Here is a 14,182-nt window from a genome sequence, read left to right as displayed (position 1 = left end):
GCGTCCATGGCTTGTGTTTTTGTGTACAGAAAAAGCGTGCGCCGGCGCACGCTTTTAAGAGCGATACTTCCGCATGAACCGTTGATCGATCCAGCGCTTCAGGTACCAACCGAACGGGTGAGTCGAATAATGACGACCATATAGGGAAACCGCATGACGCGGTCCCATCGATAAAATCGTCAAATAGTTCGTTTGCGGACGATAGGTTTGCAGTGCTTCTTCCTTGAGGTATCGTAAAAGGTTCGTAAGCAAAATTGGCGCTTGTCGGACAGCCGTGACACCATTCTTCGGAATGTCGGGGTAGGCGACGAGGGTCGCCGCGTCACCCGCAGCAAACAAGCTTGGATGATCGAGCGCTTGTAACTGTTCATTGACGAGTAAAAATCCGTTTTCCGTGAAGAGATTGCTGTCTGCAAACAATGCCGGAGCTTCGGCACCCGTCAAGCGGACGATTGCATCTGACTCGATTGGTGGGTGTTGCTTAAAGCGGAGTGGTAGTTCGTCATCTATAGGACGTTCCCTGATCCAGTACACTCCGAGTTCTTTTAACCGTCTCGTAATGGCTTCCGCTGCCGGATGACGAGAAAGGATATCTCGATCCGTGATCAATGTGATCGGTACCCCCGCCGCTTTCAAGGACGCTGCCATCTCGACGGCAGCTGGTCCGCTCCCAATCACGACCGGACGCTTTGCTTGTTGCAGTCGCTTTAATGTATCCGGTAACCGGTAATTCGGTTTAATCGATAATCGCGTCGTATCTTCCGACCAGTCGAATGAGCCGATATTCGTTGAGACGACGTCATAGGTGTAACGTCTGCCGGATGCACCGAAGACGAACTTTTCAACAGGGTCGACTTTGATGACGGTCTCCTTGATGAATGGTTTATCATAGGCACGACATAAGGCGGCGACGTCAATACGCATCTCATCCATGTCGTATGTTCCGTCAGCAAGTCCAGAGTACATGCCCGAGTAATATTGGTACGTCGAGGCGTTCAGGACCAGCCATTCGACGTCTTCTGTTGGTCCGTGTGTAATGCAATGCAGGTGAGCGTGACCTGCACCAATCAAGAGGATACGTTTCATGTCGTTCTCCTTCAATCTGTCTTGCTAGAGTGTACCCGGATACGGGTGGCGGTAATCATAGCCAAAAGACAAGACTAATGAATAGGAGGATGACCACGAGATAAATAATATCCTGACGCTGAACGACCGGTACCTCGTAATACGTTCGCTCTGCTGAAAAGTGACGGGCTTCGAGAGCAATCGCCATCCGTTCTGCCCGCTGGATCGACCGTGAGAAGAGCGGTAAGCCAATTGAAAGAAATCCATCACCAGGAAAGCGACTGTGCACATTGCGAATCATCCGGACTTGCCGCAAAACGCGGACTTCTTCGACCAGTTGCGGCAGAAAGCGAATCCCGGCAAGGAATCCGTAAGCAAAGCGGGGCGATAACTTCGCCTGATGGATCAAGCTCATTACGAAACGGGTCGCATCGGTCGTCGTGACGAAAGCGAGGCTCAGGCAGACGAACGTGGCCATCCGCAAGGCAAGTAACCAGCCGTGCGCGACGCTTTCCGACGTGACATGAAACCAACCGAACGACCAAAGAATATTCGTTCCTTTGCCGAAAGCCGCCATCATCCAGAACGTCAATAAGAATAATAGACTATACGGCGCAAGTCGCTTCAAGAAATCAAAAGGACCCCATCCGGAGAGGAGTAGCAGTGCGATAGCAAAACTCAGGAATACTAACGTTTTGACCCAGTCATTCGTTGCAATCAAGGCAAACATGATCAAAAACAATCCGCTTCCCTTAATGACGGGATTGAGTTCAGCGAACGGGGACACGTTCGTTTGCATCACGTTTCACCTCCTGGAATTGGTACGAAAGTGGACGTTGTAGCTGACAGCGCTCGAGTAATGGAACGTCAGCGAATAACTCGCTTGGGCGACCATCAAAAGCAATCCGTCCTTGCTCCATGACGAGGACACGATCCGCATACCGGGCGACGAGCTCCATATCATGCGTCGCCATGACGAGTGTCGTATCGTTCTGTTGTTCCATCTGTAACTGTTCCATTAAGCGTCGTGTCGTCAATCCATCTTGTCCGAAGGTCGGTTCATCGAGCAACAACAAGTCTTTCGTTTGTCCGATCATCGTTGCGACGCTGAGCCGTCGTTGTTGCCCCGTACTAAGAGCAAGTGGTGACTGCTGTTTGACAGATGTCAGTTCCAGCCGTTCAAGCAACGCCGCGCGCTTAACATTCGTCGCTGCCCGGTGACTCCAGTCGATTTCCGCTTCGACCGTCAGCTTAAGAAACTGCAGATCCGGTTGTTGAAAGACATAGCCAACGTGCTCATAAAAGCGACGCCGGGAGTAACGATGAACCGGACGCCCCTGGAGCTGATACGTTCCACGATTGGGAAGCAACCGCCCGAGTGTCGCAAGCAATGTACTTTTCCCGGATCCATTTGCCCCGAGCAGCATCACCCATTCTCCTGTCTGCATGGAAAATGTCGCATCGGTCAACGGATATGGCGCTTTCGTCGATAATGCAGCGACGTGTAACAAAGAGCGCCCAGCTGTAGCGACAGCGGAAGGCACCTGAAGTCGCGCCGCTTGCGGTCCATCTATGGGTAACGTCTCTAAGGTATACGGATACAAAGAGGGAACGGAAATACCTTTCGTTTGAAGCTCTTTGTAATCCTGCGGGAACAGATCCCGTGGATCCGCCGTCGCAGTAATCGATCCGTCCTCAAGTAAGACGACTTGGTCGACGTACGGCAAACAGACATCAAGTTGGTGTTCAATCAAGACGATCGTTAAATCGTGTTCTTTTTGAATCCGAAAAATCAACGCCATCAGCTCATGTTGTCCGATTGGATCAATCTGAGCCGTTGGTTCATCGAGTAATAAGATCGTCGGCTCAAGTGCTAGGACCGCTGCGAGCGCGAGACGCTGTTTCATTCCTCCGGATAGACTCGCGATCGGTGTAGAGAAGGGGAGAGGGAGACCGACGAGTGCGAGTAAGCGTTCAATTCGTTCATCCATCTCCACGCGTGGAATCGAGCGATTTTCTAAACTAAAAGCGATTTCCCGTCCGATCGTCTCCATACAAAACTGTTCTTCTGGATTTTGGAACAGCACTCCGACCGAACCAGAGCGGGTAACAGTTCCAGTCTGTTCGACTTCAATCGTTTCCGGTGTCAGTCCGGCAAGGGCATGAAGTAATGTCGTCTTGCCACTCCCACTGCGACCAAGCAAAAGGGTCGTCCCGTGCTCGATCGTCAGCGATACATGATTGAGCACCGATTTCATCTGACCCGGATAGCGGATGCTGAGGTCGTCGACAGTAATCATGCGACTTCCCGTTTCGCACGTCCTGCCGCAAACCCGTTCAAGACACCGGTCGCAACAAGGCGACGGACGAGAATCGCTGCAAGCAAGCCACCGAGTAATGCGCCGCTGATCAATTGTAAGCCAGTTGTCGCAAGCAACGTCGTCGTTGTGTAGTAACCGAATCCGTTCGCGATTAGACTATAAACGATGCTACCAATCGCGGCTCCGACACCCGATAACATCAAGGTCCATGTGTCATAACGACGGTAACGCGTCATCGCGAAGACGAGTTCCGCACCAAGTCCTTGGCAGACTCCGATCAGAAGAGCGGATAAACCAAAATGACTTCCCGTGAACAGTTCGACGGCTGCCGCGACGACTTCCGCAATTAAAGCGGCACCTGGCTTTTGAATGATTGCTGCGACGAGCGGACTCGTAATGATCCAGATACCAAACATCCAGTTGGCACCGACAGGTCCGAAGACCGCTGAGATCGGTAACCAGAGTGTTGACCAACCGAGATAGATGACGCCGCAAGCGACGGCGAGCATCATCATGACCATGATTTCTTTCATTTTCCAGTGTTGCATCAGATACGTCCTCCTTTGAATGGGGGAGACGCCAAAAAAGACCGCCCTCCGTAAAAAAGAGAGCGGTCCTCAGAAAAACTGCGCGCAGCAGGAGTCATTGGATGTGATCGCTCCACTTTCCTACGCTAGTATGAACTAGATCAGGTTCGAAGGGTCCGAAGTGAATCGTCTCAGCCAATTGGGCTCCCCTAGTGGATATGGTAATAGGTGATACGCTGTTCACTTTAGGCAATCCAGCGTCTGTTGTCAAGACATAAAAAAACGATACGCCGCAAAGGGCGTATCGTTAAACGACTTATTTGTTGTCTTCGTTCTCTTCCGCTGTTTCTTCTAAAGACGCTTCGTTGTCCTCGCCAGCTTCTGCTTGTCCCTCTGCTTCCTCGATTTCTTCAAGATCCTGCTCGAGTGTCGATTCGACGACAGCTGCGACTTGAATATCGCCTTCTGTAACGATGCGGAAATCTTTTTGCTCTGGAAGATCAGCTATAGAAATCGAATCGCCGATTTCGAGGTTCGTGACGTCGACTTCGACGTTCTCTGGTAATTTATCTGGTGTAGCGGCGACTGTTACTTTAAAGAGTGTTTGTGATAGGAAGCCGCCAACTTTTGCACCGGCTGCTTCACCAACGAGTACAACGTCTGCTTCGACTTCTGTTTCTTCATCCATTTTCACAGCGATGAATTCAACGTGATCGACGGTTGGTGTGAAGACATCCATATCACGGCGATTGATCAAGACGTTAATATTTTTACCGTCGAGTTTGAGTGAAATCAAGACGTTTTCACCGTTTTCTCGGACGATTTTAAGCAATTCTTTTTCTTCAAATGCGATTGGTGTACTTTCCACTTTGTAACCATACACGACGCCAAGAGCTTTTCCTTCATGACGCAATTGTTTACGGAGTGAGCGTGGACGTACCTCGCGTTTTTCGGCTGTTAAATTAACTGACATGTTCATTTCCCCCTTGAATTTGGTATAGCCCTCAAAAGGTAATGAATGTAGGAGCAGGACGAATCCTGAACAATATGAATCATGCTAAGACAATCGGTTTCAGACTCTTATGAGTCTGACGCTTTCGTGACTTTGCATTTCTCTCCCAGGTCATTACGCTGATATTGAGAAACATGTGTGAGTAAGTCACCGGTTTGATGCGGTGCTAGTGATTTTATACCCCTATGTTTTAAATCCATAAACCTCTTTTTTTATCTTTTTGAAGTCGAAAGACCTCCAAACTGCTTGAAATCAGGGGTTGAGAGGTCTTTCATTTTTTTCATTCTTTATGGTGATTCGTTGATTTTCACGAACTAAAACATGAACGAGACGTTCAATTTGTCGCATCGTCGTCTGTCCCATCGTCGAAATTTGAAGCCACTGATTGTAAACGAGATAGTCGCTTTCGTACTGGACGTGATACCCCTGAATGCGCAGAGCGTCGCCTAAATCAGTTGCGGACGGATGAACGATCGTCAGTATTCCCGGCGCTTGTGCTTCTTGTTGTGCGAGGAGTTGGAATCCAGTTGCGCGGACGGCTTGTTCGAGATAGGTCATCTTGATTGCTGCTTGATTAAGATCGAGGGCATCAAGCGCTGCCTGACAGGCAAGCAACAGGTTCGACGAGCCGGAAAAGGCAACCCCTTCCGCGTAGAGCCCTAAATCCAGATAACGGGGAATACAGAGAGAAGGTAGGACGCGATCTGCGTGACCAATGAACGCAAGACCCGGTAAACCACCAATCGCTTTCCCGGAAACAGTCGTGACGAAAGTGCAGCCAGCGTATGAGAAATGTCCGGTTCCAACAGCGCTGATCGCATCGACGACGAGTGCGGTTCGTTGATCTAACAGCACTTTTACTGCATCAAGATCGTAGAGAACACCTGTTGACGTCTCACAATGCGTCAACCAGATCCAGTTGTATGCCGTTTGCCTCAATTGATGAGCGAGTAGCCCCAAGTCGATCGGGTGACCGGGGGGAAGCGTATGGACATCAAAAGACTTGCCGGCACGTGNNATGGTCAATCAAGCGTTGACCGAACTCGCCACCGTTTAGGATCAATCCATGCCCAGTGAGTTGTTGCGCGACAATATCATTGGCAAGCGTACCGCTGCCGACGGCCATCGAGACATGTGGCAAATCCAGCAACTGACACATTCGGCCACGTAAATCTTGATCGAGCTGACGCATCGAGGCCGTCCGGTGTGGACGCGGTGCTTGTTGCGCCGCTTGACGGACCGTCGGCGCAACCTCGACCGGACCGGCTAGAAAATGCAGGGGACGTAAGACATCCGCGATGACGGATCGTTCGTATGTTGCGCGCGACAACAACATCGGTACAAACTGGGCGTCACCACTACCAAGCGTCGCTGCAATCGGTGTGAAGCCGAACCGCGCGTATAGTGTTGCTTCTCGCGTCGTACCACTGATATAGACATGATCAATCGTCTCCCGCTCGAGGTAGACCATTAGAAAGCGCATCAATTGCATGAACGTACGACTATTGCGGTATTCGGGACGAACGCTAAGTAAGCGGATTTCTGCTGGATCCGTCAGTGTCTCGTCTAGCGTCACGCCCTTTTCCTCAAGCGAAAAGGGACGATGCTTTCGAATGGCGATCATCGCGACGAGTCGATCGTCTTCCTTGCCAATCAGATAAGTATTTTGATCATGAAACCGGTCAATCCGTTTGCGTTCGGTGTTCGGTTGATGTTGTGGAATCTCTTCTGTGAAGGTGAGGTAGTTCAATTCATGGATTGCTTCCGCGTCGTCCGCAGTTGCAATGGAAAAGTCGATCATGGAGACGTCCTCCTTATGTAATGGCTGGCTTGTGGAGTGCATCATGAGCCCACAGGACAAGTAGACTTACGGCAACGGTACACAAGATATTGACTGACCCTGCGTCTAAGAAGACGGGTAGTAACGGAAGTAAAACGACCGGAATAAGCCCCGCTTTGACACTATCTTTCGTTACGAGATAAGACAAACCGAGTATGCCTAATCCGGCAAGATATGCCCACGGCGTGATAGCGAAGACGATTCCGGAAAATACAGCGTACCCTTTACCGCCGCATCGTGGGTGAAACAACGGAAACAAGTGACCGATGAGCACGGTGAGGGCGACCGGATAAAACATGTCTGTGATCTGTAGTGCAAGGACCGTCTTCGCGGCATCAAACAGATAAACGAATACAAAAGCCGGAAGCCCACCGGCACGATGGGCATTGCGGGCACCGATGTTTCCGGAACCAACCTGAGCCAAATCGGTACGACTGACGTACTTCCAGAGCGTACCACCTAAAATACTACCGATGAGATAACCAAGCAGGAGATCAAGGATCACCGTTGTTCCTCCTTTGTTTCTACGAGATGTACGAGTTCTTTGACGGTCAAGGCGTCACTGTCTGGAGCTGTCAGGACGGCATCGACCATTTTGGCTTTTCGATCTTGCAATTCGGTCATCTTCTCTTCGATCGTTCCGCGTGTCAGCAATTTAATGACGGTCACGTCGGATTGTTGTCCAAGCCGATGGGCGCGATCGGCTGCCTGTTGTTCAACAGCCGGATTCCACCAGCTGTCAAACAGGATGACGGTATCAGCAGTTGCGAGATTCAGTCCCGTTCCGCCGGCTTTAAGCGAAATCAAGAAGAGATCGACTTCACCGTCATTGAACCGGTCGCATAACGCGACCCGCTCTTCGAGCGGTGTCTCACCCGTCAATAGGAAGTGGGGGAGGTGACGTTGCGCGAGATCCGAGCGAATGCGCTCGAGCATTTGCGTATACTGCGAGAAGATCAAGATCCGTTTTCCGGCTGCCCGTTTTTCTGCAATCAGTGAGAGCAGACGCGTTCGTTTCGTTGCTTCCCCTGTGTACCCTTCGACGAATAATCCCGGATCGTTGCAAATTTGCCGCAACCGCGTTAAGCCCGCCAGTAACTTCAAACGATCTTCACGTTTCGTTTCGTCTAAATGCTGCAACGTCTCGAGTTGCAATTTGGCGAGATACGACGCATATAACCGTTTTTGATTCGGTCCAAGCTCGACATAATGATGCTCGATCTGCTTCTTTGGTAAGTCCTGTAAGACATCTTTTTTCTCACGCCGTAATAAAAATGGTTGAATGAATTGTTGCATGTCATCAAACGACCATTTCTCAAACGTCGCTAAATCCGGCAGTAATTCCGGAAACAAGACATGGAAAATCGACCAGATGTCGCGCGGTCGATTCTCAAGTGGAGTTCCCGTCAAGGCGAACCGGCGTTTTGCTTGCAGATGTCGTAGNNCTGCGGATTCTTCAAGTGCTGTGCTTCATCAAAGAAGACGACGTCATATACGGGGTGGCGACGGACGTCGGTCCGAAGCGTTGTGTAGGAGACGATCGTCACTGTGTTTTCAGCCAAGTACTTCAGTTCGGAAAGTCGGCTAGTTTGAGATCCCGTCACGACATGAACCGGTCGACCGGGTAAAAAGCGCTTCAGTTCCGCCTCCCAGTTGCGGAGCAGTGATGCCGGTGCAACGATCAGTGCACGACTATCCGAAATCGTTGCTATATAACCAATCGCTTGAATTGTCTTTCCAAGCCCCATCTCATCGGCCAAGATGCCGTGACAACCTTGCGCGTCCAAATTCTTCAGAAATTGAATGCCCGTCCGTTGATACGGATAGAGTCGTGACTCTAACGAATTCGGCAAGTTGAGCCGGAATCCTTGTCCGGATTTCAATTCGATCCATTTCTCGAGCAAATCGGCATGGAGATGCAGGATGGAGGCACCGATCAGATGCTTCATGTTCCGGACGGCAGGTAAGACGAGTCGCCCGTCGCGTAAGTCGCGTTCACTCGCTTCCATCTGGGCGAGAACCCGTTGCAACTGCTGAAAGGCCCGTGCCTCTAAAGATACGAACTGTCCGGATTTCAAGCGGTGATAGCGTTTTTGTAAGACGAGCGACTTCAGGACACGTTTCAGCTCGTCTTCCGGAATTCCGTCCATCGAAAAGTTGAACACAAGCCAGTCGAGGCGGTCTGTCACGTCGACTTCGATCCGCGGATGAAATGGTCCTTTTGGTAACGTCGTTCGGATGGCTTGCGTTGCAAATAACTCTAGTTGACCAAGCGCAACCCGTTCGTCAAGCAGACTCCGCAAAAAAGCATACTGCGCGGCGTCACTGGTGATGACATAGTGCGAATTCGATGGTGTTGCTTGGAATTCACGTAAATAGCGTAAGACACTTTGCTCCGTTACTTGATCCCGTCCAGCATAAATCGTCTCATCGAGCGGATTCAGTTGAATCCCTTGATAATCAAACGACACGCGGACTTCGACTTCTTGAGCCGTTCGGTCGAGATGGAGCTTAACGATCGGGGTACCGGAAACGATCCGTTCCTGTAAATCAGGACTGAACGAAACATCCGCAACCCGCTGTAAATACTCCGTCTGTCTAAGCAAACGATCGAAGTAGGGCAAGGACAGTTGATGCTGCTGTTTATCCGTCAATCGGTTGAGCGTCACGACGGGTCCGGTCAGTTCGAAATGGATCGCCACCCGACGATCAGGTGTGAGACTGCGTAAATAGTTGCGCGCGCCTGCGTCGTCGACTTGAATCGCCGAGAACGGACGAATCTGTGGTGAGAGCGGTGTTGGTGTGCCGTGTGCCTGTACATGATGCATCGCCAGCAAAACAGCGACGATATGTCCACAAAATGACGTATCCATCGCAAGCGACGGACAATTACAGCCAGCGTCGACGCCGTGCGCCTTGACGCGGACCGTCACCGTGAATCGTTCCTCGCCGTCGACGCTCGCTTCAATTAGCTCGTCACCCATCCGGTAATTGTGTAACGTGACCTTTCGGGCAGCGACATACTTCTTTCCCCGTCGAAAGGCATAGGCATCAGACATCTGTTTGATTTTGCGTTCACTGAGCCCGTAATTCATGAGATCCCTCCTTTAGTTAACATAATATTATTATCGTTCACCATCAAATAAATCGACGGCGCGTTTTTTCTCCGAATCACCGATATGGGCATAGACCTGCGTCGTTGCGACGGATTCGTGACCGAGTAACTGCTGGATCGTCAGGACGTCGACCCCGCCGGTCGCAAGTCGTGTCGCAAACGTATGCCGCAGTTTATGTGGCGTAATTTTTTTGCGCTCTAAAAAGGGGAGGACTGGCTTCAGCCGTTCCGTGTGCCGCTGCAAAATATGCTGGACTGCCCGTGGGCTGAGTGGTTTCCCGTGTTTTTGGAAGACAGGTACGGCGCCGCTCGTTGGCATCTGATAATGGATCGCGTATTTGCGTAAGGCAATTCGTGCTGGTTTCGCAAGTGGAATCAATCGTTCTTTATTGCCTTTCCCGATGACGCGGAGCGTGTTTTCGTGGAAATCGACATCGTTCCAGACGAGTTGCGTCATCTCACTTAAACGCATCCCGCTATAGCCAAGTAATTGGAATAACGTCACGTCGCGAACACGATCCCGTTCATAATGCGACGCTTCACGGGCATTCATCTCAACGTTTGACGGTAATAACTGAATCAATTCGTCCCATTCGCGTTTTGTCAGATAAACCGGTTCCCGTTTCGCTTGTTTCGGTCGATTGACTTTGGCGACCGGGTTTTCCGACAACTGACCGGTATCGACCAAATAACGAAACAGTGACTGTAACGCTGATAACTTCCGGTTGATGACGCTCGGTGCATTTTGTTTCGTTAAGGCAAGGTATTCGGCGTAGGCTTCGATTCCTGCTGCATCGATCTCGACGAATGCTTCAAGCGGAATATCTCGCGCTGTTACCTCTTCACCTGACGCCGCAGCGACGAATTGAAAGAACGCCTCATAATCGTAGACGTAGCGGCGCATCGTTGCTAATGAGAAATGTTTGGCTGTTAACTGATCTAAATAGGACTGAATGAAGCGTGGCATCCGCTCATAACCGGGAATCGCTGGTGCTGTAGCCGAAACGGTCGTTTTATGTATCGTTTTTCCTAGGTTTTTAAATAAACTCATCCGACAATCACCCCTCTAGTAGTAGTATACCAAACGTTGGTACGTCAGACACTTGTTTGCGTGAAATAGTTATTTCACGCAATGTTAAATTGTCAGACAGGGAGCGCTCAGTTGCATCGACAAGGTGATAGACGGGTCGTTGGTCAACTCGATGCACGTGAGAATTTAACTTATTTTTAGAGGTTTAAGGGTTGTAGAGTCTATTTAATAACAATAATAGTATTATGTCACCTAAATCACTAAAAAAGAATGAATAGTCAATTTCGCTCTCAGTTGCATCGAGAAGACGTCTGATGGGTCATTGGTCGACTCATTTGATTTCAAGACGATTTCTGAAAAACGACGAAAACGTGCTCGATTTCGCATACTTCATCTTGGTTCGGGTATAGAGTGTTAGGTAAGAGTTATTTTCATAAGGGGGAGTTCTAAATGATTACCGATCAAGAAGCACGTCAGTATTTGAAGGATGCAAAACGCATTGCCGTCGTCGGTGTCTCAAGTGATTCTGGGAAGACGGCGAACTGGATTGCTGACTACTTGGTTCAACACGGGTACGAAGTCATTCCGGTCAATCCAACGTTAAACGAGTGGAACGGTCAAAAAGTCTATCCAAGTGTTGCAAGCATTCCAGGACACATCGATATCGTTGACGTTTTCCGTCGGTCTGAGTTTTTGGCGGATGTCGCGAAAGATGCTGTCGCTCACGGTGACGTCGGGATGATTTGGAATCAACTGGGTCTCTCAAGTGTCGAAGCAGAGAGCCTGGCGCTCGGCGCTGGCATTCCATATATTGAGAATCGTTGCATCAAAATCGAGCATCAATACCTGTGAATCATCGCACGACTTTAGGCATCTTCACCCGTTCGTGAAGGTGTCTTTTTTCATGCCCATTACAGGTTATGCTTGTCAGGAAGCAAGAAGATGCCTACAATTAGAGACAGACTACTTGAAATAACGAACGAACGTTTGTAAAAACGACGTCGTAATTTTGAATTTTGAGGTGAAATGAATGGCGACAGACTTAAATAACTACAATGATGATGCCATACAGGTGCTCGAAGGACTCGAAGCAGTCCGGAAGCGCCCAGGTATGTATATCGGTTCTACCGATCACCGTGGACTTCACCATCTCGTCTACGAGATCGTTGATAACGCGATCGATGAAGCACTCGCAGGATTCGGGGAACAAATTGATGTCACGATCCATAAAGATAATGCGATCACGGTCCGTGACCATGGACGTGGGATGCCGACGGGGATGCACGCATCAGGAAAACCGACTGCTGAAGTCATCTTCACGGTCCTTCACGCCGGTGGTAAGTTCGGTCAAGGTGGATATAAGACGTCCGGTGGCTTACACGGCGTCGGGGCGTCGGTCGTTAACGCCTTATCAACGGATTTGAAAGTAACGATCTTCCGTGACGGGAAACAATATGAGCAAACGTTTGAAAACGGCGGGATTCCGAAGACGACGTTGCTTGAAACGGGTACGACGCGTCAAAAAGGAACGAGCGTCTACTTTAAACCAGATGGCTCGATCTTCAGTACGTTGACATACAACTACGATACGCTTGCGGAACGCTTACGCGAATCAGCCTTCTTGCTAAAAGGTCTGAAGATTACGTTGACGGACGAACGGTCCGACAAACAGGACATCTTCCAGTACCAAGACGGTGTCAGCGAATTCGTTCAGTACTTGAACGATGATAAAGATACGCTTCATCCGACAGTTGCATTCGAAGGAACGGAAAATGAGATCGAAGTCGATATCGCCTTCCAGTTCACGGATGCGTACTCGGAAAACGTCCTTTCGTTCGTCAACAACGTCCGGACACGCGACGGCGGCACACATGAAGTCGGGGCAAAAACAGCAATGACACGGGTCATGAATGAATATGCCCGGAAAAACACGCTCTTGAAGGAAAAGGATAAGAACCTTGACGGAAATGATATCCGCGAAGGGTTGACGATGATCGTCTCGATCCGGATCCCAGAAGAATTCCTCCAGTTCGAAGGACAAACGAAGTCGAAACTCGGCTCACCGGAAGCGCGGACGAGCTGTGACGCTGTCATCAGTCGTCGTCTCTCGACATACTTGGAGGAAAACCCGCAAACGGCGACGCTGTTAATCAAAAAAGCAATTCGCGCTGCGCAAGCCCGGGAAGCGGCACGGAAAGCGCGCGAAGAAGCACGAAACGGGAAAAAGAAAAAACGTTCGAGCATCTTGAACGGAAAACTGACGCCTGCGGCTTCAAAAAACGCGGACAAGAATGAATTGTTCCTCGTCGAGGGTGATTCTGCAGGTGGTTCTGCGAAACAAGGACGAAACCGGACGTTCCAAGCAATCCTTCCACTTCGTGGGAAGGTCTTGAACACAGAGAAAGCGAAACTTGCCGATATCATGAAGAATGAAGAGATCAACACGATCATTCACGCGATTGGCGGCGGTGTCGGAGCTGATTTCGACTTGTCAGATTGTAATTTCGATAAAGTCATCATCATGACCGATGCCGATACCGATGGCGCGCATATCCAAGTCTTATTGCTGACTTTCTTCTTCCGCTACATGCGTCCGTTGATCGACGCTGGGAAGGTCTTCGTTGCCTTACCACCGCTCTATCGTGTCTCAAAAGGGAAAGGCAAATCGGAGAAGTTCGAATACGTCTGGGACGAAGAGACGCTTAAGAAAACGACGAAGAAGTTCGGTAAAGGTTATATGATCCAGCGTTACAAAGGACTTGGGGAGATGAACGCACCGCAGCTCTGGGAAACGACGATGGATCCCGAGACACGGACGTTGATTCGGGTTACGATCGACGATGCTGCCGTAGCGGAAAAACGCGTCTCTGTCCTGATGGGAGATAACGTCGGACACCGCCGGACGTGGATCGAGGACAATGTCGCCTTCGGTCTCGCAGAAGACCTCTCGATCATCGAGAATGAGCACGTGACGAAAGAGAGTGTGAACGAACATGTCTAATCTACAAAACATCCTGAACCTGTCGCTCGAGCAAGTCGTCGGCGACCGGTTTGGTCGTTATTCGAAATATATCATTCAAGATCGTGCCTTACCGGATGCCCGAGATGGTCTGAAACCGGTTCAACGCCGGATCTTGTATGCGATGCATACGGAAGGCAACCTGTTCGACCGTGCTTACCGAAAATCGGCGAAGACGGTCGGCGTCGTCATCGGTAACTACCACCCGCATGGTGACTCATCGGTCTATGAAGCAATGGTCCGCTTGAGCCAA

General features: G+C 50.1%; 12 protein-coding genes, 1 pseudogene and 1 riboswitch. Of the genes and pseudogenes, 3 read left to right on the top strand and 10 right to left on the bottom strand.

Going from position 1 to position 14,182, the window contains the following annotated elements:
* Nucleotides 1-54 precede the first annotated feature (54 nt).
* The 10 genes and pseudogenes from B4F99_RS12700 to B4F99_RS12655 form a co-directional block, all read right to left on the bottom strand.
* The gene (locus tag B4F99_RS12700; RefSeq protein WP_290758508.1) at nt 55-1,086 is read right to left on the bottom strand and encodes an NAD(P)/FAD-dependent oxidoreductase; all 1,032 of its coding nucleotides are present in this window, start codon (nt 1,084-1,086) and stop codon (nt 55-57) included.
* Between the two features lie 55 nt (nt 1,087-1,141).
* On the bottom strand, nt 1,142-1,864 hold the full coding sequence (locus B4F99_RS12695; RefSeq protein ID WP_290758505.1) for an energy-coupling factor transporter transmembrane component T family protein: 723 nt from the start codon (nt 1,862-1,864) through the stop codon (nt 1,142-1,144).
* Nucleotides 1,836-3,365 (bottom strand): ABC transporter ATP-binding protein, encoded by a 1,530-nt coding sequence (locus tag B4F99_RS12690; protein WP_290758502.1) that lies wholly within the window; start codon nt 3,363-3,365, stop codon nt 1,836-1,838. The genes B4F99_RS12695 and B4F99_RS12690 overlap by 29 nt, the downstream gene beginning before the upstream one ends.
* Nucleotides 3,362-3,934: an ECF transporter S component gene (locus B4F99_RS12685; protein ID WP_290758499.1), complete on the bottom strand. Its 573-nt coding sequence runs from the start codon at nt 3,932-3,934 to the stop codon at nt 3,362-3,364. Before B4F99_RS12685 ends, B4F99_RS12690 begins: the two co-directional genes overlap by 4 nt.
* A 100-nt stretch (nt 3,935-4,034) precedes the next feature.
* A riboswitch (TPP riboswitch) is annotated at nt 4,035-4,134 on the bottom strand.
* Between the two features lie 95 nt (nt 4,135-4,229).
* The gene (locus B4F99_RS12680) at nt 4,230-4,886 is read right to left on the bottom strand and encodes a 50S ribosomal protein L25/general stress protein Ctc (RefSeq protein WP_290758496.1); all 657 of its coding nucleotides are present in this window, start codon (nt 4,884-4,886) and stop codon (nt 4,230-4,232) included.
* A gap of 1,033 nt (nt 4,887-5,919) precedes the next feature.
* A complete protein-coding gene (locus tag B4F99_RS12675; RefSeq protein WP_290758493.1) occupies nt 5,920-6,726 on the bottom strand; it encodes a GNAT family N-acetyltransferase in 807 nt (268 codons plus the stop codon).
* Nucleotides 6,727-6,739: 13 nt separating this feature from the next.
* A complete protein-coding gene (locus B4F99_RS12670) occupies nt 6,740-7,270 on the bottom strand; it encodes a glycerol-3-phosphate acyltransferase (RefSeq protein ID WP_290758490.1) in 531 nt (176 codons plus the stop codon).
* Nucleotides 7,267-7,725 (bottom strand): helicase-related protein, encoded by a 459-nt coding sequence (locus B4F99_RS12665; RefSeq protein WP_290759475.1) that lies wholly within the window; start codon nt 7,723-7,725, stop codon nt 7,267-7,269. Before B4F99_RS12665 ends, B4F99_RS12670 begins: the two co-directional genes overlap by 4 nt.
* Nucleotides 7,726-7,872: 147 nt before the next feature.
* A pseudogene (locus tag B4F99_RS12660) lies at nt 7,873-9,593 on the bottom strand (DEAD/DEAH box helicase); the annotation flags it as partial.
* A gap of 297 nt (nt 9,594-9,890) precedes the next feature.
* Complete coding sequence (locus B4F99_RS12655; protein WP_290758487.1) at nt 9,891-10,931, bottom strand: tyrosine-type recombinase/integrase; 1,041 nt, start codon at nt 10,929-10,931, stop codon at nt 9,891-9,893.
* Nucleotides 10,932-11,360: 429 nt separating this feature from the next.
* Here B4F99_RS12655 and B4F99_RS12650 point away from each other — a divergent pair, with 429 nt between their 5' ends.
* The 3 genes from B4F99_RS12650 to B4F99_RS12640 all read left to right on the top strand — a co-directional run.
* A complete protein-coding gene (locus tag B4F99_RS12650; protein ID WP_035407950.1) occupies nt 11,361-11,762 on the top strand; it encodes a CoA-binding protein in 402 nt (133 codons plus the stop codon).
* Nucleotides 11,763-11,940: 178 nt separating this feature from the next.
* Nucleotides 11,941-13,911 (top strand): DNA topoisomerase IV subunit B, encoded by a 1,971-nt coding sequence (parE, locus tag B4F99_RS12645; RefSeq protein ID WP_035407952.1) that lies wholly within the window; start codon nt 11,941-11,943, stop codon nt 13,909-13,911.
* On the top strand, nt 13,904-14,182 hold a 279-nt coding region (locus B4F99_RS12640; protein ID WP_290758482.1), incomplete at its 3' end, for a DNA gyrase subunit A. The genes parE and B4F99_RS12640, both read left to right, overlap by 8 nt.

This window comes from Exiguobacterium sp. UBA3491, assembly GCF_002377745.1.
Lineage (GTDB): Bacteria > Bacillota > Bacilli > Exiguobacteriales > Exiguobacteriaceae > Exiguobacterium_A.
Note: the sequence above shows the minus strand (reverse complement) of the source record. Positions and strands in the feature narration are given on the sequence as shown.

Bases quoted from the DNA above. Each gene is read 5' to 3' on its own strand.
- B4F99_RS12700 (WP_290758508.1), bottom strand. From the start codon at position 1,086: ATGAAACGTATCCTCTTGATTGGTGCAGGTCACGCTCACCTGCATTGC.
- B4F99_RS12695 (WP_290758505.1), bottom strand. From the start codon at position 1,864: ATGCAAACGAACGTGTCCCCGTTCGCTGAACTCAATCCCGTCATTAAG.
- B4F99_RS12690 (WP_290758502.1), bottom strand. From the start codon at position 3,365: ATGATTACTGTCGACGACCTCAGCATCCGCTATCCGGGTCAGATGAAA.
- B4F99_RS12685 (WP_290758499.1), bottom strand. From the start codon at position 3,934: ATGCAACACTGGAAAATGAAAGAAATCATGGTCATGATGATGCTCGCC.
- B4F99_RS12680 (WP_290758496.1), bottom strand. From the start codon at position 4,886: ATGTCAGTTAATTTAACAGCCGAAAAACGCGAGGTACGTCCACGCTCA.
- B4F99_RS12655 (WP_290758487.1), bottom strand. From the start codon at position 10,931: ATGAGTTTATTTAAAAACCTAGGAAAAACGATACATAAAACGACCGTT.
- B4F99_RS12650 (WP_035407950.1), top strand. From the start codon at position 11,361: ATGATTACCGATCAAGAAGCACGTCAGTATTTGAAGGATGCAAAACGC.
- parE (WP_035407952.1), top strand. From the start codon at position 11,941: ATGGCGACAGACTTAAATAACTACAATGATGATGCCATACAGGTGCTC.